Consider the following 21,394-nt stretch of genomic DNA (forward strand, 5'->3'; position numbering starts at 1 on the left):
CGTGGCATGCCAGGCCGGGCCGCGTCGGGCCGCGTCGGGCTGCGTCGGGCTGCGTCGGGCTGCGCCGGGCCGGTCCAGGCCGCGCCGGATCGGCTTCGCGGCGCTGGCGCTGGGCTGAGCCGGCGGATCCACTAGGCCGGGTGCCCCCAGGACGCTATGGACCTGATGACGTAAACGATTCAGGCCGGCCTGATGTCGGGCCGGTGGGTCCGGCGGGGAGCAGGGCTGAGTCGTTCACGACATCAGGTCCGTAGCGAGCCAACCGGGAGCTGGGGTGAACCGGCGACGGCCGCAGTCCCGCACGAGCCGGCCCGCCGGCCCCGCGGACGAGCGCGGGGCCGGCGGGAGCGGCATTGGTCAGGCGCGGACCCAGACCGTCACGTCGGTGGGGACCCGGCCGTCGGCGTCCAGCGGGGCGCTGCTGTGCAGCACCTCCCCGGCCGGCGCCGGGACGGCCGCCGCGCCGAAGTTGGTCAGCACGGTGAGCCCGCCGTTGCGGAAGATCAGCACCTCGTCGCCGGAGGAGAGCCACTGCAGCGGACCCCGGGCCAGCCCGTGCTCGCGCCGCAGCCGCAGCGCCGTCCGGTACATCTCGTACGTCGAGCCGGGCACCCCGCGCTGCCGGTCGAGGGCGTACTCGGCCCACAGCGGGGGCTGGGGCAGCCAGCTGGCGTCGGTCGGCCCGAAGCCGTACGACGGGGCGTCGGCCTCCCACGGGATCGGCACCCGGCAGCCGTCGCGGCCGCGCTGGGTGTGGCCGCTGCGCTCCCAGGTCGGGTCCTGCCGGACCTCGTCCGGCAGCGTGGTGTGCTCGGGCAGGCCCAGCTCCTCACCCTGGTAGAGGTAGGCGCTGCCGGGCAGGGCCAGCATCAGCAGGCTGGCCGCGCGGGCCCGGCGCAGGCCGAGCGCGGCGTCCGGCTGCGGGTCGCCGATGCCGATGCCGTTCGGCCGGCCGCCGCCGACGGTCAGGCCGAGCCGGGAGGCGTGCCGCACCACGTCGTGGTTGGAGAGCACCCAGGTGGTCGGCGCGCCGACGCTGTCGGTGGCCTCCAGCGAGCGGGTGATCACCGCGTACTGGGCGGGCGCGGTCCACGAGGCGAGCAGGTACTCGAAGTTGAACGCCTGGTGCATCTCGTCCGGGCGCACGTAGCGGGCCAGCCGCTCCGCCGGCTCCACCCACGCCTCGGCGACCAGGACCCGCTCGCCCGGGTACGAGTCGAGCAACCGGCGCCACTCGCGGTAGATCTCGTGCACGCCGTCCTGGTCCCACATCGGCGGCTGCGGCTTCGCCACCTCGCTGCCGGAGAGGATCTCCTGCGGCTCCTGCCAGTCGGCCAGGTCCGCCTGCTTGATCAGGCCGTGCGCCACGTCGACCCGGAAGCCGTCGACGCCCCGGTCCAGCCAGAACCGCAGCACGTCCAGGAACTCCTCGCGGACCTCCGGGTTGTCCCAGTTCAGGTCGGGCTGGCCGGTGTCGAACAGGTGCAGGTACCACTGGCCGGGCCGGCCGTCGGGATCGGTGACCCGGGTCCAGGCGGGGCCGCCGAAGACGCTCTGCCAGTCGTTCGGGGGCTGGTCGCCGTCCGGGCCGAGACCGTCCCGGAAGATGTAGCGGGCCCGCTCCGGGCTGCCCGGGGCGGCGGCCAGGGCGGCGGTGAACCACTGGTGCGCCGAGGAGGTGTGGTTGGGCACCAGGTCGACGATCACCCGCAGGCCCTTGGCGCGGGCCTCGGCGATCAGCTTGTCGGCGTCCTCCAGCCGCCCGAAGAGCGGGTCGACGTCCCGGTAGTCGGCCACGTCGTACCCGGCGTCGGCCTGCGGCGACGGGTAGAACGGCGACAGCCAGACGGCGTCCACGCCCAGCTCGGCGAGGTGGCCGAGCCGGGCGGTGATGCCCGGCAGGTCACCGACGCCGTCGCCGTCGGAGTCGGCGAACGAGCGCGGGTAGATCTGGTAGATGACGGCCTCGGTCCACCACCCGGTGGCCGGGCCACCGGACTGTTCCTGGTGCCTCGCGTCGGTGTTCAGAGCCTTCTCCCTGTGTCGAGCCGTGGTGCGGTCGAATCCGTGTCGAATCCGTTCAGTGTGCCCGCGGTGGTGCGGTCGATTCACGCACCACCAGCCGAGTGGGCAGGATCACCGGGGGGGCCGGCGTGTCGTCCCGGCCGCCGCCGACCCGCTGGTCGGGGACCCGGCCGGCGTACGGGCCGGTGGTGCGGGTGCCGAGCGGGTCGAGCAGCAGCCGGGCGGCAAGCTGGCCCTGCTCGGCGGCGGGCTGGGCGATGGTGCTGAGCCCGAGCACGCTGGCCAGGTCGTGGTCGTCGACGCCGATCACGCTGACGTCCTGCGGCACCCGCAGCCCGGCGTCGCGCAGCGCGGTGATCGCGCCCATCGCCATCTCGTCGCAGGCGGCGAAGATCGCGGTCGGCGGCTCGCCCCGGGCGAGCAGCTCGGCGGTGGCCCGGGTGCCGCCGTCGATGGTGAACTGCGACTCGACGTCGAGGCTGGGATCGGGGCGGATCCCGGCCGCCCGGAGCGCCTCCCGGTAGCCCCGGCGTCGGTCCAGGTGGGTGGTGAAGGCCAGTTCGTCGTCGGGGTCGCCGGAGATGTGGGCGATCCGGCGGTGCCCCAGGTCGAGCAGGTGCCGGGTGGCGGTACGGGCGGCGGCCACGTCGTCGATCCGGACGCAGGGCCAGCCGGGCACCACGGTGCCGGAGCTGATGATGATCCCGGGCAGGTCCAGCGCGGCCAGCGCGGTCAGCTCGGCCGGTCGCAGGGGCGTGGCGACCAGCATGATGGCGTCGACGCGCTTGTGCAGGTTGGCGGTGCGCAGCACCCGCTGCCGGATCTGCTCCCGGCCGCCCAGGTTGTACAGGAGCAGGTCGTACCCGGCCTGGTGGAGGAACTCCTCGACCGCCTCCACGACGGTGCCGAAGAACCAGCGGGTGATCCGGGGGACCACCACGGCCACCGTCCCGGTCCGGCCGCCGGCCAGCCGCGAGGCGCTCGGCGAGACGGCGTACTGGAGCTGCTCGGCGGCGGCGAGCACCCGGCGGCGCGTCGCGGCCGACACCGTCGGCAGGCCGCGCAGCGCCCGGGAGACGGTGGCGGTCGAGACCCCGGCGAGTCGGGCGACGTCATCAATCTTCGTCACGATGTTCCCCCGCTCCGTGGCCGTGGCCGCCGCCGCCCGGGGAACGGGCGGCGGCGGTACGAGGCCTCAGCCCTTGACGCTGCCAGCGAGCAGGCCGCGGACGAAGTAGCGCTGCAGGGACAGGAACACGATCAGCGGTACGACGATCGAGACGAACGCGCCCGCCGTCAGCCGCTGCCACTCGTTGCCCCGGGTGCCGGCCATCTCGGCCAGCCGGACGGTCAGCGGGGCGGTCTCGTTGCCGCCCCCGGCGAAGATCAGCGCGACCAGCAGGTCGTTCCAGACCCAGAGGAACTGGAAGATGCCGAAGGCCGCCAGGGCCGGGGTGATCAGCGGCAGGACGATGGTGCGGAAGATCTTGGGGTGGGTGGCCCCGTCGACCCGGGCCGCCTCCATCAGGTCCCTGGGCAGCTGCGAGATGAAGTTGTGCAGCAGGAACACCGCGAAGGGGAGCGCGAAGCAGGTGTGCGCGAACCACACCTGGGCGAACTTCTGCTCGTCCACCAGGTCCCAGGCCGGCATCAGGGTGACGCCGGCGACGGTGACGCCGGTGGAGAAGAACTTGAGCAGCGGCACCAGCGCCATCTGCAGCGGGACGATCTGCAACGCGAAGATCGCGATGTAGAGCCAGTCCCGGCCCTTGAAGTTGATCCAGGCCAGCGCGTACGCGGCGAGCGACGCGAAGGCGAGCGGGAACAGCACCGAGGGGATGGTGATGGCCAGCGAGTTGATGAAGTAGCTGGCGAGCTGACCCGAGGAGGAGGAACTGCCGAAGAGCACCTCCTGGTAGTTCTCCAGGGTGAACTGCGGGTTGGTGAAGAACGTCCACCAGCCCGTGCTCTTGATCTCGTCCTCCGGCCGGAACGAGGACACGAAGAGGCCGAAGGTCGGGATCGTCCAGAGCAGCGCGATGACGATCGAGATCAGCGTGGCCGTACGGCTGTTCAGCCGCTTGCGGACGCGTCCGGCGGTGGTGGTCTTCCCGGTGGCCTGGGTGCCGGCCGGGACCGTGGGCGTGGCGGTGCTCATCTCAGCCCTCCCGCTGCTGACGCAGGTTGCGGATCTGGTAGATCACGATCGGGACCACCAGGATGAACAGGAAGACGGCCAGCGCCGAGCCCTGCCCGTTCTGGCCGTACCGGAACGCCTGGTTGTACATCTCGTTGGCGATCACGCTGGTGTCGTAGTTGCCGTTGGTCGCGGTCCGGACGATGTCGAAGACCTTGAGCGTGGCGATCGACAGCGTCACCACCACCACGATCAGCGCGGGCCGGATGCTCGGCATGGTGATCTGCCAGAACATCTGCCAGGGGGTGACCCCGTCGAGGCGGGCGGCCTCGACGATGTCCGCCGGGATCGCCTTGATCGCGGCGGAGAGCACCACCATGGCGAAGCCGGCCTGGATCCACACCATGATCACGATCAGCAGCAGCGTGTTCAGCGGCGACTCCAGCAGCCACTGCTCCGGCTCGCCGCCGAGGCTGACCACGATCTGGTTCAGCAGGCCGATCTGCTCCTGGCCGTCGCCGCGGTAGGCGTAGACGAACTTCCAGATGATGCTGGCGCCGACGAACGAGATCGCCATCGGCAGGAAGATCAGCGACTTGGCGACCGCCTCGAACCTGGCCTTGTCCACCATCACCGCGTAGAGCAGGCCGAACGAGGTGGCCACCAGCGGGACCAGCAGCACCCAGACCAGGGTGTTGAGCAGGACCCGGACGATCGAGTCCTCGGAGAACATCCAGCCGTAGTTGCGCAGGCCCACCCAGTCGTTGCTGCCGGCGTCCATGAAGGAGAGCAGCGTGGTCCGGATCGCCGGCACCACCAGCCCGATGGCGAGCAGGAGCAGCGTCGGCAGCAGGAAGAACAGGGCGAACAGCCCCTCCCGCTGCTTGGGTCGGCGGGGCAGTGGGGCACCGCTCGCCGAGGCGGCGATCAGTTGCGCCTCCCGGCGGCGGGCGAACCAGGCGGGGACCACGTCGAGCAGCAGGAGCAGCCCGCCCACCACAATGACGAACGCGAGCAGCCCGTACCCCAGCATGAAGAACTTGGGCTGTTCCTCCAGCCAGTCCATCGACCCTCCTTCAAGGGCTCGGTTTGCGGTGGTGGCCCGGTCCGCGACGCGGACCGGGCCACCAACTCAGATCACTTCCAGCTGCCCTCGATGCCGTTGAGGACGGTCGCGGTGTCCTTGCCGTTCACCCAGTCGACCATGCCCTTCCAGAAGGTGCCCGCGCCGACCGCGGCCGGCATCAGGTCCGAGCCGTCGAAACGGAACACGGTCTTCGGGTCCTGGAGGATGCCGACGGAGAGCTTGTCCACCGGGTTCGGCACGTTGGCCAGGTCGAGCTTCTTGTTCGCCGACAGCCAGTCGCCGATCTTGGCGCGGCTGTTGACGTACTCGCCGGAGGCCAGGTAGGTCTGCACCGCCTGGACCTCGGGACGGTCGGCGAAGCCCGCGACGAACTCGCCGGCACCCAGCACCGGCTTGCCCTTGGCCGGGTCGATGGCCGGGAAGTAGAAGGCGAAGACGTCGCCGTCCTCGGCCACCTTGGTGCCCTGCGGCCACTGGTTGGCGTAGAAGGACGCCTGGCGGTGCAGCGCGCACTTGCCGGTGGTGATCGGGACGCCCGCCTCCTGGAAGGAGGTGGTGGCGATGCTCTTCACCCCGCCGAAGCCGCCGTTGACGTACTTCTCGTTCTTGAGGATGGTGCCGGCCTTGTTCACCGCGTCGGCGACCTTCGGGTCGTTGAACGGGATGCCGTGGGTGGTCCACTGGTCGTAGACCTCCGGACCCTGGGTCCGGAGCATGACGTCCTCGATCCAGTCGGTTGCCGGCCAGCCGGTGGCGTCACCGGACTCGATGCCGGCGCACCACGGCTTGGTGCCGCTGGCCGCGATCGTGTCGCTGAGCTTGATCAGGTCGTCCCAGGTGGTCGGGACCTGCCAGCCCTTCTCCTTGAAGGTCTTCGGCGAGTACCACACGTACGACTTGACGTTGGAGCCGAGCGGAACGCCGTAGAGCTTGCCGTCGACGGTGCTGTACTTCAGCCAGTCGGGGGTGAAGTTCTGCTCGGCCAGCGCCTTGGTGTCGGCGCCGACCGTCTTGACCTTGCCCGCGTCGACGAACCGCTTGAGCAGACCCGGCTGGGGGATGAAGGCCAGGTCGGGGGCGTTGCCACCGTCGACGCGGACGCCCAGCTGGGCCTCGAACTCGCCGCTGCCCTCGTGGTCGATCGTGATGCCGGTGCAGTCCTCGAACTGCTTCCAGGACTGCTCCAGGCGGTCGGCCTCGATGTCCCGGATCGACGAGTAGATCGTGACCTTCTTGCCGTCGTGGCCCTGGTACTTCTCATATGCGGCGCACTCGGGGGAGCTCGCCTTGTCGCTCTTCTTGTCGTTGCCGGTGCCGCAGGCGGTGGCGCCGAGCGCCAGCCCCAGTACGCCGGCGATCGCGAGAGCCTGGCGTGATCTGGCAAACGCCATGCCGTTCTCCTTCCTTGCCGGCGCGTGGAGGAGTCGAAGCCGCGCCGGTCCGATGGTCGTCTCCACATGTAAGCGCTTGCATCACCTCCGGTCCAGCCCTGGCCGGACACGGCCCGGTAACAATCCCGAAACCCGCTCACCGGCCGTGGGCGCGCTCCCGCGCAGTGGTCGCGACCTGCACCGCGCCACTTCCCATCGATGGAGGTTTCTGCCACGCTGTGCTCAGTAGATTGAAGAATCTCAACATTGGAGGTGCTGGATGCGTAGACGGTGGTGGAGCCTGGCCGCGGCCGCACTGCTCGCCTCGGTGGCCCTCGTGGCCCCGGCGAGCCCGGCGATGGCCGCGCCGACGTTCAAGGTGCCGTTCCCCTGCGGCCAGTCCTGGTCCGGGCAGACCCGGTCCGACCACAGCCCGGCGTACGCGATCGACTTCAACCGTACCGACGACCTCGGCGACCCGGTGGTGGCCAGCGCCCCCGGCACCGTCGACCGGGTCACCGACCTCGGCGGCACCAGCTACGGCAAGTACGTCCGGATCGACCACGGCGGCGGCTACACCAGCTACTACGCCCACCTCAACGGCTTCAACGTCTCGGTCGGCCAGACCGTCGGCTACGGCAAGGTGATCGGCTGGGTGGGCAGCACCGGCGGCTCCACCGGGCCGCACCTGCACTACGAGCAGCGGCTCAACGGCAACGACATCCAGGTGCGGTTCAACGGCGCGCTGGCGCTCTACTGGGGCACCAAGAGCTACACCAGCGACAACGCCTGCTCCGGCGGCACCGCCTCCGGCACGGTCAACACCGCCGGCGCGGACCTGACCGTGCGCTCCGGCCCCGGCACCGGCTACAGCGCGGTCGGCTCGGTCGCCGACGGCGCCAGGGTGACCATCTACTGCCAGACCACCGGTACCACCGTCACCGGCACGTACGGCACCAGCTCGATCTGGGACCGGATCGGCTCCGGCCGGTTCATCTCCGACGCGTACGTCTACACCGGCTACGACGGCTGGATCCCGAACGTGCCGCGCTGCTGAGGCGCGCGGACGCGTGGCGGGGCCCCGGCCGGGCCGGGGCCCCGCGACGTCGGGTCAGCTGTTGAGCTGCCAGATGGAGAAGTTCAGCGCGGCGGCGAAGGTGACCCAGGCCCAGTACGGCAGCAGCAGCGCCGCCGCCGGGCGGGAGACCCGCCGGAACAGCACGACGGTCACCCCGATGGCGAGCCACATCAGCACGATCTCGGCGAAGGCCAGGCCGTACCGCCCGGCGCCGAAGAAGAGCGGCGTCCAGATCGCGTTCAGCACGAGCTGGGCGGTCCACGCCCAGAGGGCCGGGCCGAAGCCGACCCGGCGCCAGACCAGCCAGCCGGCGATCGCGATCAGCGCGTAGAGCAGCGTCCAGACCGGGCCGAAGAGCCACGAGGGCGGCGCCCAGTCCGGCTGCCGGAGGCCGGCGTACTCCTCGGTGGTGCCGCGTACCCCCAGCCCGCCGATCGCGGCGGCGACCGTCACGGCCGCGCCGAAGCCGAGCAGCGCCCACCAGGTGCGCGCGCCGCGGGTCCGCGGGGTGCTCTGCGTTATCTCCATGGTCGAGATATTTCCGCCCGACCGGCGGCACAAACCCGACCCACGAACGGGCGCGACAGACCCCGGACGCGCGGCGCCGGGGTCGTCGCTGCCGGATCTCCAGGTCTGGGAGGACGGAGATTCCGGGAGCGACGACCCCGGCGGGTCCGGTGACGCGAAACCAGCGTCAATTGAAGATGCTGACACCACCCGGGCCGACCAGCAGGCCCACCACGATGAGGACGACGCCCCACAGGATCTGCCGGCGGAACAGCGCGAGGATGCCGGCGACCACGAGTACGACTGCGAGAATCCAGAGAATCAGCTCCATGGCGGCTGAATACCCGGCTCTCCGATCCCGGAAACCTGGGAGATCATTCGAGGTGATCGCCCAGATGGAAGATGCTGTACGCCTGCTTGATCACGGGGTGCGCGACGTTGCGGACGCGGACCCCGCCGGGGGTGGTGCCCCGCTCGGTGCCCGCGTGGGCGTGCCCGTGCAGGGCCAGCGCGGTCGGCGCCGAGTCGATCGCCTGACCCAGCTGGTACGACCCCAGGAACGGATAGATCTCCAGCGGTTCGCCGGCGAGCGTGTCCGGCACGGGGGAGTAGTGGGTGAGCGCGACCAGCCGGTCGCAGTCCAGCCCGCGCAGCGCCTTCCCCAGCGCCTCGGCGCTCTCGTTGGTCGTCCGGACGAAGGCCTTCATCTCCGGCTCCCCGAAGTCGCTGGCGCACCGGCCGGCGAACCCGCCGCCGAAGCCCTTGACCCCGGCCACGCCGAGCCGGCCGCCGGCGCACTCCAGCACCATGCCCGTCCCCTCCAGCACGGTGATCCCGGCGTCCTCCAGCACCTTGATGACCTGCGGCACCTGGTCGCACTGGTGGTCGTGGTTGCCGAGCACGGTGATCACCGGCACCCCGAGCCCGCCGAACTCCCGGGCCACGCAGCGCGCCTCGGACTCGGTGCCGTGCCGGGTCAGGTCCCCGGCGAGCAGCAGCACGTCGGCGCAGTCCGGCAACTCCTCCAACGCCGGGCGGAACCGGCCGACCACGTCCTCGTCCACGTGCACGTCGCCGACGGCGGCGATCCGGATCATCGTCGGGCCCTCCTCACGGCAGTTCCTCGACCTGGCTCGGCGCCTGCGCGCGGATCACCCCGATGTCGCTGGTGATCGGCAGGTCCGGGAAGCGCTCCGAGACCCGCCGGAGGATCTCCTCCCGCCGGTGCGGGGTCTCCACCTCGCCGTAGAGGACCAGGCCGCGTTCCCGGTGGACCACGGTGATGCCCTGCTCGGCGACGTCCGGATCCTCGGCGAGCAGCCGGTGGATCTCCGCCTCGACGTACTCGTCCGGCGGGCCGGCGCCATGCTCGGTCACGGTGTCTCCTCTCCCTCGGGGGTGCGGGCGTACGGCACGGGCGTGCCGCCGTACGGCACCACGTCGAGCCGGTCCAGCAGCACCAGGAACGCCTCGGCGTACGGCGAGTGCCGCGTCTCCTTCCGTACCCGTTCCCAGTCGATCTGTTCCCGCAGCGAGCGGGCCAGCGGCAGGCCGCGGGCGAAGTCGCAGTAGTGCTGCGAGAAGCTGAGCAGCTTGTGCACCATCAGCCGGGTCGCGGACAGCACCGGCATGTGGATGGCGTCCACCGGGCGCACCACGGTGTCGGCGAAGGTCTCCTCGGTCACCGGGGTCTCGATCGGCCGGTGGATCAGGTCCACCATGCGCCCCTCGTCGTAGACCTTGACCAGCCAGTCCTCCGGCGGGCGCTCGGCGTTGAAGCCCTCGGCGACCAGCGCCTCCAGCGCCCGTTCGATGTCCTCCTCGCAGAGCAGGAAGTCCACGTCGTGCTCGCTGGAGTGGCCGCCGTGCGCGTAGACGGCGAAGCTGCCGCCGAGGGCGAAGGGGATGTCGTTCTGCTTGAGCACGGCGGCGACCCGCTTGAGGGTGTGCAACAGGCTCTCGTCCCCGCGCTCGGCCATCTGGTTCTCCCGTCGTCGTGAAGGTGGACAGGCGGTCGGAAATGACGTTGCGTACCCGGCCCGCCCGCCGCCCACACCTGGGCGGCGATCAGAGACTGGTCACCCGGCCATCAACCGGGCAAACCGCCGGGAGGCGAGCGCCGGTCGGATAACCTGTGCAAGGTGGCCAGATCACTGCGGGCGACCGGCGGCACGGCCCGACTTCGCCGGGTCGCCCTGATCGGCATTGACGGCTCGGGCAAGACGACCCAGGCGCACCGGCTCGCCGACGCACTCACCGCGGCCGGCCGGCCCGCCACCTACCACCGCAACGCCGGCGGCCGGCGCTGGCTCGGCCGGCTCGCCAACCGGCTCGGCCGTCCCGACGCGCAGCGCCTGGTGGGGCGCAACGGCGTGCTGGCTGTGGAGTCGGTGCTGCGCTGGCTGGCGATCGCCGCCGCGCTGCTGAGCTGCCTGGTGACCGGCCGCACGGCCGTCATGGACCGCTACTCCGCCTGCCAGTACGCCAGCATCCGCGCGCACGGCGGGCAGCGCTGGGAACGGCTGGCCCGGATCGGCTACCGGGTCTTCCCGCCCCCGCAGGTCACCTTCCTGCTCACCGTGGACCCGGCGGAGGCGTACCGGCGGATCGAGCGGCGCGGCGACGACCACGAGACGATGGGCTGGCTGACCGCCGCCGACACCGCGTACCGCACCCTGCCCGAGTACCCGAGCTTCGTGCTGGTCGACGCCGGCGGTCCGCCGGAGGACGTGGAGCGGCGCATCCGCGCCCACCTGGCGGCCTGGCTAGCGTCCGAGGTCAACCCGCCGGCCGTCGACGCGTCGGCCGCCGACCGGCCGGTCGCCGCGGCGATCCCGGGGCGGTCGCCCGTTCAGGCCCGCCCGTAGACCGGGACGGCCGCGCCGCTGGTCGGCGCGGAGTCGTCCGAGGCGAGGAAGCGGACCACCGGTGCGATCTCGGCCGGGGTCACCCAGCGGCGGTGGTCGGCACCCGGCTGGGCGGCCCGGTTCGCCGGGGTGTCGATCACGCTGGGCAGCACCGTGTTGCAGCGGACGCCGGAGGCCCGGTACTCGACCGCCACCGCGTTGGCGAAGGCGAGCACGGCCGCCTTGGCGGTGGCGTACCCCGCCGCCCCGGGGAACGGCGCGAGCGCGGCCCGGGACGAGACGCAGACCACCGCGCCCCCGCCGGCCGCGATCAGGTGCGGCAGTGCCGCCTGGGTGATCAGGTAGGTGGGCCGCAGGTTGATCGAGAGCATCCGCTCGAACTCCTCGACCGGGGTCTCGTGCACCCGGCCGCCGCTGGCGTACCCGCCGACCAGGTTGACCACCGCGCGAAGCGGCGCGGCGTCGTCGTCGGCGGCGGCCCGCACGGCCCGGTCGACGCCCGCCGGGTCCATCAGGTCCGCGGTCACCCGGACCGGGCCGGACGCCGCCGGCCCCGCCCCGGTGGCGCTCTCCCGCTGGGGTACGACCACCCGCCAGCCCGCCTGGACGAAGGCGGCGGTGACCGCCCCGCCGAGTCCGCCCGTTCCGCCGGTGACCAGCACGCTGCGATCCGCCATGCGGGACACCGTAGCGTGGTGTTCGACCGCGGCGGACGCAAGCGTGATGCGGCGGTGACCGCACACGCTGCCGGAACGTGACGCGCGCGGGGGATACTTGTTGTCGGATACGCGCGGTGATGGTTGACGGGCCACCGTTCATGAAAGTAAGTTTCATCCGTGGCGAAGAGTACGAAGATTTCTGCGAGTCACGAGCCGGGTGGGCTGATCGTCCACATCAGCGGCCTGCTCCCCTCGCTGTCGCCCGCCGAGCAGCGGGTGGCCCGGCTGGTCGTCTCCGACCCGGCCGACGCCGCGCGGCGGACCATCACGGATCTCGCCACCGCCGCAGAGACATCCGAGGCCACCGTCATCCGGTTCTGCCGGTCGGTCGGCATGGACGGTTACCCGCAGTTGCGGATCCGGCTCGCCGCCGAGGCCGCCCGCCGGATCGAGCCGCCGGACGCCCGGGTCGTCGGTGGTGACATCCCGCCCGGCGCGGACCTGGCGCAGATCATCGCCACCATCGCGTTCAACGACGCCCGGGCCGTGGAGGAGACCGCCGAACAGCTCGACCCGGCGGTCTGCGAGCGGGTGGTCGACACCATCGCCGCCGCCGGCCGCATCGACGTCTACGGCGCCGCGGCCAGCGGCTTCGTCGCCTCGGACTTCCAGCAGAAGCTGCACCGCATCGGCCGCACCGCCTTCTACTTCCCGGACATCCACACCGCGCTGACCTCCGCCGCGCTCCTCGGCAAGGGCGACGTCGCCGTCGGCATCTCGCACACCGGCACCACCTCCGACGTCATCGAGGTGCTGGAGCAGGCCCGGGCGCGGGGCGCCGCGACCGTCGCGCTGACCAACTTCCCCCGCTCGCCCATCACCGAGGTGGCCGACTTCGTGCTCACCACCGCGGCCCGCGAGACGACCTACCGCTCCGGCGCGATGGCCAGCCGGCTCGCCCAGCTCACCGTCGTCGACGTGCTCTTCGTCGGGGTGGCCGCGCGCAACCGGGCGCGCGCCCGCAAGGCCCTGGAGGCGACCGCCGAGGCGGTCCAGTCGCACCGGGTCGGCCCGGGGCGGAGGCGCGGGTGACCGCCGGTCGGGTGGAGCCGGACGAGGCGGCGACCGTGGCCCGACCGGTGGTCCGGGTGGGCGCCCCGACCGAGCGTCGCAACCCGGACAGCGCCGACCTCGACCTGATGTCGACCCGGGACGTGCTCACCGTCATCAACGACGCCGACCGCAGGGTGCCGGCCGCCGTCGCGGCCGTCCTCGACGAGATCGCCGCGACCGTCGACCTGGCCGTGGCCGCCCTGCGCGGCGGGCACCGGGTGCACTACTTCGGCGCCGGCACCTCCGGCCGGCTCGGGGTGCTCGACGCCGCCGAACTGGCCCCCACCTTCAACTCCCCGCGGGACTGGTTCTGCGCCCACCTGGCCGGCGGCCCGGACGCGATGCTGCGCGCGGTCGAGGACGCCGAGGACGACGAGCGGGGCGGCGCCGCCGAGGCGGCCGAGTGCGTACGGCCGGGCGACCTGGTCGTCGGCCTGGCGGCCAGCGGGCGCACCCCGTACGTCCTCGGGGCGCTCGCCGCAGCCCGGGCGCAGGGTGCCGCCACGGTGCTGCTCTGTGCGAACCCGGAGGCGCAGGCCGCCTCCTCGGTCGACGTGTTCATCGGGGTGGACACGGGACCGGAGGTGGTCACCGGGTCGACCCGGATGAAGGCGGGCACCGCGCAGAAGCTGGTGCTGAACAGCTTCTCCACGGCCGTGATGGTGCGCCTCGGCCGGGTCTACTCGAACCTCATGATCGACATGGTGGCCACCAACGCGAAGCTGCGCGGGCGAATGATCTCCATCCTGATGGAGGCCACCAACTGCTCGGAGGAGATCTGCCGGCGGGCCCTGCACGAGGCCGCCGGCGATCTCAAGACCGCCCTGGTCTCGCTGGTCTCCGGGGCCGAGGTCTCCGCCGCCCGGGCGGCCCTGGCCCGCAGCGCGCACCAGGTGCGCGGCGCGCTCGCCCTGCTCGCCTCCTGACCCCCTCCGCCGCCCCCCGGTCCGCCCACGGCCGGGTGAGACGTGGAACACGTCGCGGATGGGACGTCCCGCACGCCCCGGATTGTTGTCCAGGGCGCGGGGTAATCAATCCCGGAGCGGATGAACCGACCGGTACACCGGCGCGTATCTGGCAGTGACCAGGATCGCAGCCGGGCGGTGACGAGGGTCGCTGCGTCGTTGGGGTCGCAATGGTGCGATTGCCAGGGGCGGAGGTCGATTTCCCCTGATCCGCCAGCCTGTTCGTGGTGCGGAGTCAGTGAGCCCCGAATGGGCGCTGACAGCAAACGTGGACGTGGCTTACAGCTGATACTCAGGCATTCGTGACACTTTCGACTCACGACATGGAATCCCCGACACGTCTCATCTGTTGTGTAGGTGTCAGCACCGACGGGCACAGCGGAGGTTACGGGGGAGGGCCGATGGACGTGGGGATGGCAAGGAACCGGGCAACCGGCGCGAGCGAGGGGACCGTGGGCAACGTGGACAAGAACATCGGCATGCGGACCGACGAGGTCGCCGAGGAGCGCGACCTGGTCGGCGTCTACCTTCACGAGATCTCCCGGACGCCGCTGCTGGACGCCGCCAAGGAGGTCGACCTCTCCAAGGCCATCGAGGCCGGCCTGTACGCCGAGCACCTGCTCGGCGAGGACCGCGTCCCCGAGGGCGTCGACCGGGACGACCTGGAGCGCCTGGTCGTCGAGGGCGAGCGCGCCAAGGATCTCTTCATCCGGGCCAACCTGCGGCTGGTCGTCTCGATCGCCCGCCGCTACGTCCGGTCCGGGATGCCCATGCTGGACCTGATCCAGGAGGGCAACACCGGCCTGGTCCGCGCGGTGGAGAAGTTCGACTACGAGCGTGGCTACAAGTTCTCGACGTACGCGACCTGGTGGATCCGTCAGGCCATCAGCCGGGCGATCGCCCAGCAGGAGCGGACCGTGCGGCTGCCGGTGCACCTGGTCGAGGACGTCAACCGGATGCGCAACGTGGCCCGGCAGCTCACCCGTGAGCTGGGCAGCGATCCGGAGCCGGAGCAGATCGCGGCGGCCCTCGGCGTCACCGTCGAGCGGGTCAACGAGCTGGTCCGCTGGTCGCAGGACACGGTGTCGCTGGACACCCCGGTCGGCGACGACGGCGACACCAAGCTCGGCGACCTGGTCGCCGACAGCGACGCCCCGTCGCCGGAGGAGATCGTCCTCACCGGCCTGGAGCGGCAGCGGATCGAGGGTCTGCTCAACCACCTCGACGACCGGTCGGCCGGCATCATGCGGGCCCGGTACGGGCTCGAGGACGGTCGGGAGCACTCGCTCACCGAGGTCGCGTCGCGCTTCTCGCTCTCCCGGGAGCGGATCCGCCAGCTGGAGATCCAGGCCCTCGGCCGGCTCCGCGAGCTGGCCCGCGCCGAAGGGCTGCAGGCAGCCTGACCTGGTAGTAATGACGGCGAACGGCCGGCGTCCGATAGGGGGACGCCGGCCGTTCGCCGTGTTCGGGCGACCTCAGCGGACCCGGCCGTAGCCCTGGATCGGCATGATGTCCATGTCCCGCTTGAGCACGTTGCGCCCGGCGCTGGGCGCGTCGATGATCTGGCCGCCACCGACGTACAGGGCCATGTGGCCCAGGCCGCTGTAGAAGACCAGGTCTCCCGGGCGCAGATCACTGCGGCCGATGTGGGTCACCACGCCCCACTGCATCCGGGTGTTGTGCGGCAGGGACCGGCCCGCCGCCCGCCAGGCGGCCGAGGTGAGGCCGGAACAGTCGTAACCGTTGGGACCGTCGGCGCCCCAGACGTACGGCTTGCCGATCGCCCCGTACGCGTAGCGCACGGCGACCCCCGCGCTGCCCGCCACGGCGGGTGCGTCGGGGGCGGAGCGGGCGGCCGGCCGTGGGCTCGGCGCCTCGGTGGCCCGGCCGTACGCCTCCCGGCGCAGCTCGTAGAGGCGGGCCAGGTCACCTTCGATCTTCTTCCTGGTGTTCGCCATGCTGCGCGCCTGTGCGGCCTCCCGGGCCAGCGTCGCGTCCAGCCGGTTCTTCTCGTCGACCAGCTTGCGTTGGCTGGTGGTGAAACCGGCGATGCGGTCCTGGCGTTCCCGGGTGAGCCGGTCGATCGTGCTGAGCCGGTCCAGCAGGGAGGCGGACCCGCCCGGTTCCAGCAGCGCCTGCGCGGTCCGCAGGCCGCCGGTCTTGTATGCGGTGACGGCCATCTGCCCGACGTCCGCCCGGCTCCGCGCGGTCTGTTCCTCCAGCGGGCCGATCCGCGCGTGCAGCGCGGCCGCGGTCTTCTTGTTGGCCTTGATCTCCTCGTTGAGCTTGTTGTAGGACTCGACGACCCGTTCCAGCTCGGTCGAGGACTTCTCGATCCGTGCGGTCAGCTCGGCCACCGACGGCTCGGCCCGAGCCACCGACGACGGGGCGATCAGCGCGGCCGTGAGGCCGGCGACCGTGAGCGTTCGCACCAGCATCCGTAAGGACGACAAGAGCGGAAGGCTCCTCTCCACGGGCCCTCGGGGGATGCTGACGCCCCCGACGGCACCGGCTCGGGGCCATCCGGACGGATGGCGGCCGACCGCGCCGGCCCGCCCAACGTAACCCGGGACGGGAGTGACGCGCAGGGGAAGCCGGGGCGAAAGTTGGCAAAGGGGCAGGAAAGGCCGCTGCGCAGCGTGACATCCCCTGACGCCGTTGTGGCGTGGCGTACGGCGTGTCGCGGGTGCTTCGTCGCTCTTGGCCGCTTGCGCCGGATTCGTCGTTCTGGGCGGATGTCGTGGCACGTGAGGGACGATCGCCGGACAAACCCGAAATGGATGCCAGATGCGGGCGGGCCTGATCCGCCGTGCGCGGCGGAGGCGGAAATCCGACCGGCACGGCTGGCGGGCGGGCAACAGAATGGAACCCGGTGCCGGGAATCCCGCCGTGAGCAGGCACGGGACGGTGGGAGAGCCGACGCCGCCGGCCCCTGGGAGGACGCCGTGCAGCAGGCAGACCGCTCCGCCACCCGCCCGCCGCGCTCGTCGCGCGGGACGACCCTGCTCTACGCGCGCCCGGGGATCGTGGTGACCACCGAACGGTTCACCGTCGGTCGGAACACCTTCGCCGTCGCCGACCTCACCCACCTGCGGGTGGGGCGCGGGCCGCACGACCGGCTGGCCGTGCGCGCCGTCGCGGTGACCGCCACCCTGATCACCGGCGTCGGCGTGCTGCTCGGCTTCACCGGCGGGCTGCAACGGCTCACCGCCGGGGCGTACCTGACCCTCGGGGTGGTGTTCCTGCTGCCGGTGCTCCTGGCGCTGGCCGGCGACCGCTGGCGGCCGCCGGCGTACGAGCTGTGGGGGCACTGCGGCGGTGCCGAGATGCTGCTGTTCAGCAGCGACGACGAGCGGCAGTTCGGCCAGGTCAGCCGGGCGCTGAACCGGGCCCGGGAGCTGCACCGGTATCCCGACGCGGAGGACCCGGCCGCCGCGGTCGGCTACTGGCGACCGCAGCCCCGACGGGCCTAGGTCGCCGCCCGCACGGGCCTAGCGCGCGGCGACCGGCTCCGGGGCCTGCGGCTGCCGGGCGATGAGCTCCCGGGTGACCTTGCGCTCGGCGACGAACGACACGAACGGCACCGTGCCGGCCAGCATCACCAGCAGCATCCGCTTGAGCGGCCAGTTCACCCGGCGGCCCAGGTCGAAGGTGGCGGCCAGGTACAGCATGTAGAGCCAGCCGTGCGCGGTGCCGACGACCGCCACCACGATCGGCTCGTCGAACGCGTACTTCAGCGGCATGCCGATCAGCACCAGCACGGCCAGCGCCACGCCCACGATCCAGGCGATCACGCGGTACCGGGTAAGGGCTCCGCCCACCGTCGTCCGTCCTTCCGCACCGGCCTCAGCCGGGATAGTCGCCGGGCCTCGCGCCCGGATTGGCGTTCAACCATGTCAGGTAGCGGTTGTACTCGGTCAGGTCCGCGTCGTCCGGGGCGTCGACCGCGGCCGGCACCCGGGCCACCCGCACCGGGCGGCGTACCGCCGGGGCGCCCGGATCCGGCGCGGGGTCACCGACCGTCTCCGGAGCGGCGGCGGCCGGGCCGCGCAGCGTGTGCCGGACCTCACGCCACCAGACGAAGACCACGAAGCCGGCGAAGATCGGCCACTCCACGGCGTACGCCCAGCTCAGCGTGTTGCCCGAGGCCGCCCGGCTGATCTGCCACCAGCCCAGCGCCAGGAACCCGACGACCAGCACGACCATGGCCACGTGGCGGGCGATCCACGCCGGTGTCCAGAGCCGCTTCATGGCATCGAGCGTACCGGGACGGCCGGGCGTCTCCGACGCGGTGTCGTAGGTAGGAGGGTTTGGTGACACCCCGGCTGGGCATCCGTCTAGATGCCAGCCCGAACGAGCCCGAGGGGGCGACATGACCGAATCAGTACGCCAGTCCGGTGACGTCAGCCCGGAGCAGCGGATGACGGAGTGGGACGGCGACCACGCCCGCGACACGTCGGCCTCCGGCGCGCACGTCGACGGAGAGCTGCTCGGGGTGGACCCGGCGGAGCTGGACGACGAGGACCTGATCCGGGAGCTGCAGAGCCTGCACCGCACCCGGCTGGACACGTTGCGCCACGCGGCCGACTCCGCGCTCGCCAACCACCTGCGCCGCACCGCCGAGCTGGAGACCGAGTACCTGGCCCGGCACCCGGGGCGCGAGGTGGATCCGAGCCGGCTGCGGGACGCCTGATGGGCACGCGCGTCGAGCGGGGGATGTCCGCGCCGCCCGAGGTGGTGTTCAACACCGCGACCGACCCGGACCGGGCCTCGGCCTGGCTGCCGGAGCCGCTGCGGTCCGACGGTGGGGAGCGCCCCCAGGCCAGCGCCGACGACCTGCGGGCCCGGTGGAGCAGCGACGTCGCCCCCGGGTGGGCGGCGGAGATCCAGGTGGAGCCGGCTGACGCCGGCGGGTCCCGGGTCCGCCTCGACCTCACCGGCGGGGACGACGGCCTGGCCGACGAGACCCTGGCCAACCTCGCCCGCGAGGTGGCCGACAACCTGACCGCGGGATGAGCGGAACGTGACGAACAACGAGGAGACGTGGTGACCCAGGGCGGCCTGAAGCAGAAGGTGGCGCGGCTGCGCCAGGCGTACGCGCCGCACGAGTACCGGCCGCTGGGCGGTTACCTGGCCGCGATGGGCACGTACGCCACGGTCACCGCGTCCCTGGCCGGCCTGGTGCGGGCGACCGGCAAGCCGGTGCCGGACCGGCCCGCCCCGGCCGACGTGGTGCTGCTCTCCATCGCCACGCACAAGCTCAGCCGGCTGCTCTCCAAGGACGCGATCACCAGCCCGTTGCGGGCCCCGTTCACCCGCTACGACCACCCGATCGGCAGCGGCGAGGTGATGGAACACGTCCGCGACCGGGGCAGCTCGACGCGGCACGCCATCGGCGAGCTGCTGAGCTGCCCGTTCTGCCTGGCCGTCTGGGTCGCCACCGGCCTCACCGGCGGCCTGGTGCTCGCGCCCCGGCTGACCCGGCTGGTGGCCACCGCGCTGACCGCGGTCGCCGCCTCGGACTTCCTCCAGATGGGGTACGCCGTCGCCCAGCGGGCCGCCGAGGGCGGGGACCCGGACGAAAAGTGAATTCGTACGCGCGAAGGGGGCCGGCGGTGCGCCGGCCCCCTTTCGCGTCGTCCCGCTCAGGTCGGGGTGGTGCCGCCATCCTCGCCGGCCCAGCCGCGCGACGCCTCCGGCTCACGCTCGTCGGCGTCCTCGTCGGTGATCACGTCGCGGTCGACCGCGGTGCGGTCGTGCTCGTTGGCGAAGTCCGGCTCGGGGGTGGTGTCCCGGCCCTCCGGCGGCTGGCCGAGCGCCGGCACGGACTCGTGCTCGTGCCCCTCGTGGTGCGTCATGCCGTCGTCCTCTCGTCGTCCTCGTCCACCCCGTGCGCCGCGCGCTCAGGCCACCGACCCGCCCAGCAGGTCGGCCGCCTCGTCCGCCGCGTACTCGCCCTGGGGGAGCGCGGCGATCCGGGAGAGCAGCGTCGGCGGCAGTTCCGCGGCGACCGCCCGGCGGTAGATGTCCGCCTGGCTGATCCGCTCCTGGCCGTGGTAGATGTCGTCGAGCAGCTCGTCGAGCTGCCGGGTGTCGACCTCGTCGGTCACCGGTGCGTCATCGGTCACTCCGCCCAGCTACCCCCACCCGAATCGCCCAAACCCGCGCAGAGGCTGTCGGGTCGCCCGACACCCGCTCAGGCGGGGGTGGGCAGGGCCGCCCGGCGGGCGCGCACGGCGGCGGCCAGGTGGTCCAGGACCTCGGCGGTGGTGTCCCAGCCGATGCAGGCGTCGGTGACCGAGCGGCCGTAGGTCAGCTCCCGGGTCGGGTCCAGGTCCTGGCGGCCTTCGAGCAGGAAGCTCTCCAGCATGATGCCGACGATCCCGCGCTGCCCGGCGGCGAGCTGGGCGGCCACGTCGGCGGCGACCTTCGGCTGGTTGCGGTGGTCCTTGCCGCTGTTGGCGTGGCTGGCGTCGACCACCAACCGCTCGGGCAGGCCGGCGGCCCGCAGCAGGTCCAGCGCGCCCGCCACCGACTCCGCGTCGTAGTTCGGCCGGTCGCCGCCGCCGCGCAGCACCAGGTGCCCGTCGGCGTTGCCCCGGGTGTGCATGATCGCCGGGGTGCCGGAGACGTCGATGCCGGGGAAGACGTGCGGCACACCAGCCGCCCGGATCGCGTCCACCGCCGTGCCGATGCTGCCGTCCGGGCGGTTCTTCATGCCGATCGGCATGGACAGCCCGGAGGCGAGCTGCCGGTGCACCTGGCTCTCCACCGTGCGGGCGCCGATCGCGCCCCAGGCCACCGTGTCGGCGATGTACTGCGGGGTGATCGGGTCCAGGAACTCGCAGCCCACCGGCAGGCCGAGCCGGAGCACGTCCAGCAGCAGCGCCCGGGCGGTCCGCAGGCCGAGGTTGACGTCGCCGGAGCCGTCCAGCGCCGGGTCGTTGATCAGGCCCTTCCAGCCCACCGTGGAACGCGGCTTCTCGAAGTAGACCCGCATCACCACCAGCAGGTCGTCGGCGTGCCGGTCGGCGGCCTCGCGCAGCAGGTGGGCGTACTCCAGGGCGGCGGCCGGGTCGTGCACCGAGCAGGGGCCGACCACCACCAGCAGGCGGTCGTCGGCGCGGTCCAGCACCCGGCCGACCGCGCGTCGGCCGGCCAGCACGGCCGAGGCGAGCGGGGCGCGCAGGGGCAGGTCGTGCAGAAGCAGGGCGGGCGTGGTCAACGGCACGACGCGGTCGATCCGTTGGTCGATGACCGCGTCGGTCTCCGGGGTGGTCACGGTGGGCATCCTTTCGCCGACCGTGCCCGGGGCCGGTGCCCGGGTGGAGCCGGCTGCTCGTACGCAGAAGGGCAGGAGCGGAAGCTCCTGCCCGGCCGGCTCGAAAACGACGGTGACGTCAGCTCATGGCGAGGTCACCGGCGTCGGAGCCGGCTGCCTAAACCATCGATACGAGCGCGTCACGTCGGCCAGCGTACCCGACCGGACGGGCAAGGCTCACCGGGGCGTCCGGAAAGTCTCGTCCGATGTTTACTTCCGTCGATGCAACCAGGGGTAATTTCATCGGCACCGCTCGCACCCTCCG

At 72.2% G+C, this 21,394-nt stretch carries 25 protein-coding genes and 1 pseudogene; 9 read left to right on the forward strand and 17 right to left on the reverse strand.

The annotated features are described in order from the left end of the window. Window positions 1-357 precede the first annotated feature (357 nt). The 5 genes from FHX75_RS22555 to FHX75_RS22575 form a co-directional block, all read right to left on the reverse strand. The gene (locus FHX75_RS22555; RefSeq protein ID WP_154942722.1) at window positions 358-2,028 is read right to left on the reverse strand and encodes a glycoside hydrolase family 13 protein; all 1,671 of its coding nucleotides are present in this window, start codon (window positions 2,026-2,028) and stop codon (window positions 358-360) included. 52 nt (window positions 2,029-2,080) lie between these two features. Next, window positions 2,081-3,154 carry a LacI family DNA-binding transcriptional regulator gene (locus FHX75_RS22560; protein WP_154942332.1) on the reverse strand — a complete coding sequence of 358 codons (1,074 nt, stop codon included), beginning with the start codon at window positions 3,152-3,154 and terminating at the stop codon, window positions 2,081-2,083. A gap of 66 nt (window positions 3,155-3,220) precedes the next feature. After that, a complete protein-coding gene (locus tag FHX75_RS22565) occupies window positions 3,221-4,183 on the reverse strand; it encodes a carbohydrate ABC transporter permease (RefSeq protein WP_154942333.1) in 963 nt (320 codons plus the stop codon). A 1-nt stretch (window position 4,184) separates the two neighbouring features. Then, window positions 4,185-5,228 carry a carbohydrate ABC transporter permease gene (locus FHX75_RS22570; RefSeq protein WP_154942334.1) on the reverse strand — a complete coding sequence of 348 codons (1,044 nt, stop codon included), beginning with the start codon at window positions 5,226-5,228 and terminating at the stop codon, window positions 4,185-4,187. Window positions 5,229-5,299: 71 nt separating this feature from the next. Further along, complete coding sequence (locus FHX75_RS22575; protein WP_154942335.1) at window positions 5,300-6,640, reverse strand: ABC transporter substrate-binding protein; 1,341 nt, start codon at window positions 6,638-6,640, stop codon at window positions 5,300-5,302. A 259-nt stretch (window positions 6,641-6,899) separates the two neighbouring features. Between FHX75_RS22575 and FHX75_RS22580 the strand changes: the two genes are divergently transcribed. Beyond that, window positions 6,900-7,676, forward strand: coding sequence for a M23 family metallopeptidase (locus FHX75_RS22580; protein WP_154942336.1), 777 nt, complete (start codon window positions 6,900-6,902; stop codon window positions 7,674-7,676). Between the two features lie 54 nt (window positions 7,677-7,730). On the opposite strand, the gene FHX75_RS22585 is transcribed toward FHX75_RS22580, so the two are convergent. The 5 genes and pseudogenes from FHX75_RS22585 to FHX75_RS22600 form a co-directional block, all read right to left on the reverse strand. Then, entirely contained in the window at window positions 7,731-8,225 is a 495-nt protein-coding gene (locus FHX75_RS22585; RefSeq protein WP_154942337.1) for a TspO/MBR family protein, read from the reverse strand. Window positions 8,226-8,391: 166 nt separating this feature from the next. Beyond that, window positions 8,392-8,535 carry a GPGG-motif small membrane protein gene (locus tag FHX75_RS30940; protein ID WP_165947907.1) on the reverse strand — a complete coding sequence of 48 codons (144 nt, stop codon included), beginning with the start codon at window positions 8,533-8,535 and terminating at the stop codon, window positions 8,392-8,394. Beyond that, window positions 8,526-9,301, reverse strand: a pseudogene (locus FHX75_RS22590) (metallophosphoesterase family protein). The gene FHX75_RS30940 and the pseudogene FHX75_RS22590 overlap by 10 nt, the downstream one beginning before the upstream one ends. A gap of 13 nt (window positions 9,302-9,314) precedes the next feature. Continuing rightward, window positions 9,315-9,581, reverse strand: a complete 267-nt coding sequence (locus tag FHX75_RS22595; RefSeq protein WP_154942339.1) for a hypothetical protein — start codon at window positions 9,579-9,581, stop codon at window positions 9,315-9,317. Further along, window positions 9,578-10,258 (reverse strand): nucleotidyltransferase, encoded by a 681-nt coding sequence (locus FHX75_RS22600; RefSeq protein ID WP_342799401.1) that lies wholly within the window; start codon window positions 10,256-10,258, stop codon window positions 9,578-9,580. Before FHX75_RS22600 ends, FHX75_RS22595 begins: the two co-directional genes overlap by 4 nt. Window positions 10,259-10,345: 87 nt before the next feature. Here FHX75_RS22600 and FHX75_RS22605 point away from each other — a divergent pair, with 87 nt between their 5' ends. Next, the gene (locus FHX75_RS22605; protein ID WP_154942341.1) at window positions 10,346-11,071 is read left to right on the forward strand and encodes a dTMP kinase; all 726 of its coding nucleotides are present in this window, start codon (window positions 10,346-10,348) and stop codon (window positions 11,069-11,071) included. On the opposite strand, the gene FHX75_RS22610 is transcribed toward FHX75_RS22605, so the two are convergent. Further along, window positions 11,056-11,748 carry an SDR family NAD(P)-dependent oxidoreductase gene (locus tag FHX75_RS22610; RefSeq protein WP_154942342.1) on the reverse strand — a complete coding sequence of 231 codons (693 nt, stop codon included), beginning with the start codon at window positions 11,746-11,748 and terminating at the stop codon, window positions 11,056-11,058. The two genes, FHX75_RS22605 and FHX75_RS22610, sit on opposite strands and share 16 nt — an antisense overlap. A gap of 159 nt (window positions 11,749-11,907) precedes the next feature. Here FHX75_RS22610 and FHX75_RS22615 point away from each other — a divergent pair, with 159 nt between their 5' ends. The 3 genes from FHX75_RS22615 to FHX75_RS22625 all read left to right on the forward strand — a co-directional run bounded on the left by FHX75_RS22615 (window position 11,908) and on the right by FHX75_RS22625 (window position 15,211). Next, window positions 11,908-12,822 (forward strand): MurR/RpiR family transcriptional regulator, encoded by a 915-nt coding sequence (locus tag FHX75_RS22615; protein WP_154942343.1) that lies wholly within the window; start codon window positions 11,908-11,910, stop codon window positions 12,820-12,822. Next, window positions 12,819-13,769, forward strand: coding sequence for an N-acetylmuramic acid 6-phosphate etherase (gene murQ, locus FHX75_RS22620; protein ID WP_154942344.1), 951 nt, complete (start codon window positions 12,819-12,821; stop codon window positions 13,767-13,769). The genes FHX75_RS22615 and murQ overlap by 4 nt, the downstream gene beginning before the upstream one ends. Before the next feature lie 452 nt (window positions 13,770-14,221). Beyond that, window positions 14,222-15,211: a sigma-70 family RNA polymerase sigma factor gene (locus FHX75_RS22625; protein WP_211364548.1), complete on the forward strand. Its 990-nt coding sequence runs from the start codon at window positions 14,222-14,224 to the stop codon at window positions 15,209-15,211. A gap of 72 nt (window positions 15,212-15,283) precedes the next feature. On the opposite strand, the gene FHX75_RS22630 is transcribed toward FHX75_RS22625, so the two are convergent. Then, the gene (locus FHX75_RS22630) at window positions 15,284-16,261 is read right to left on the reverse strand and encodes a C40 family peptidase (protein WP_154942346.1); all 978 of its coding nucleotides are present in this window, start codon (window positions 16,259-16,261) and stop codon (window positions 15,284-15,286) included. A 492-nt stretch (window positions 16,262-16,753) separates the two neighbouring features. Between FHX75_RS22630 and FHX75_RS22635 the strand changes: the two genes are divergently transcribed. Next, window positions 16,754-17,281, forward strand: a complete 528-nt coding sequence (locus FHX75_RS22635; RefSeq protein WP_154942347.1) for a DUF6232 family protein — start codon at window positions 16,754-16,756, stop codon at window positions 17,279-17,281. A gap of 18 nt (window positions 17,282-17,299) precedes the next feature. On the opposite strand, the gene FHX75_RS22640 is transcribed toward FHX75_RS22635, so the two are convergent. Together FHX75_RS22640 and FHX75_RS22645 are read right to left on the reverse strand one after the other, a co-directional pair. Beyond that, window positions 17,300-17,629: a DUF3817 domain-containing protein gene (locus FHX75_RS22640; RefSeq protein WP_154942348.1), complete on the reverse strand. Its 330-nt coding sequence runs from the start codon at window positions 17,627-17,629 to the stop codon at window positions 17,300-17,302. A gap of 25 nt (window positions 17,630-17,654) precedes the next feature. Then, window positions 17,655-18,059 carry a hypothetical protein gene (locus FHX75_RS22645; protein WP_154942349.1) on the reverse strand — a complete coding sequence of 135 codons (405 nt, stop codon included), beginning with the start codon at window positions 18,057-18,059 and terminating at the stop codon, window positions 17,655-17,657. Between the two features lie 121 nt (window positions 18,060-18,180). Between FHX75_RS22645 and FHX75_RS22650 the strand changes: the two genes are divergently transcribed. From FHX75_RS22650 to FHX75_RS22660, 3 genes are read left to right on the forward strand one after another with little or no spacing between them, the layout of a single operon-like run. Then, window positions 18,181-18,501 (forward strand): DUF6158 family protein, encoded by a 321-nt coding sequence (locus tag FHX75_RS22650; protein WP_154942350.1) that lies wholly within the window; start codon window positions 18,181-18,183, stop codon window positions 18,499-18,501. After that, window positions 18,501-18,824 (forward strand): hypothetical protein, encoded by a 324-nt coding sequence (locus tag FHX75_RS22655; protein WP_154942351.1) that lies wholly within the window; start codon window positions 18,501-18,503, stop codon window positions 18,822-18,824. The genes FHX75_RS22650 and FHX75_RS22655 overlap by 1 nt, the downstream gene beginning before the upstream one ends. Before the next feature lie 30 nt (window positions 18,825-18,854). Beyond that, window positions 18,855-19,397, forward strand: a complete 543-nt coding sequence (locus FHX75_RS22660) for a DUF1360 domain-containing protein (RefSeq protein ID WP_154942352.1) — start codon at window positions 18,855-18,857, stop codon at window positions 19,395-19,397. A 56-nt stretch (window positions 19,398-19,453) separates the two neighbouring features. On the opposite strand, the gene FHX75_RS22665 is transcribed toward FHX75_RS22660, so the two are convergent. The 3 genes from FHX75_RS22665 to FHX75_RS22675 all read right to left on the reverse strand — a co-directional run bounded on the left by FHX75_RS22665 (window position 19,454) and on the right by FHX75_RS22675 (window position 21,099). After that, window positions 19,454-19,666 (reverse strand): hypothetical protein, encoded by a 213-nt coding sequence (locus FHX75_RS22665; protein ID WP_154942353.1) that lies wholly within the window; start codon window positions 19,664-19,666, stop codon window positions 19,454-19,456. A 45-nt stretch (window positions 19,667-19,711) separates the two neighbouring features. Continuing rightward, window positions 19,712-19,936 (reverse strand): hypothetical protein, encoded by a 225-nt coding sequence (locus tag FHX75_RS22670; RefSeq protein ID WP_154942354.1) that lies wholly within the window; start codon window positions 19,934-19,936, stop codon window positions 19,712-19,714. Between the two features lie 68 nt (window positions 19,937-20,004). Further along, window positions 20,005-21,099 (reverse strand): 3-deoxy-7-phosphoheptulonate synthase, encoded by a 1,095-nt coding sequence (locus tag FHX75_RS22675; RefSeq protein WP_154942355.1) that lies wholly within the window; start codon window positions 21,097-21,099, stop codon window positions 20,005-20,007. Between the last annotated feature and the right edge of the window lie 295 nt (window positions 21,100-21,394).

This window comes from Micromonospora palomenae (assembly GCF_007829925.1).
GTDB classification, from domain to species: domain Bacteria; phylum Actinomycetota; class Actinomycetes; order Mycobacteriales; family Micromonosporaceae; genus Micromonospora; species Micromonospora purpureochromogenes.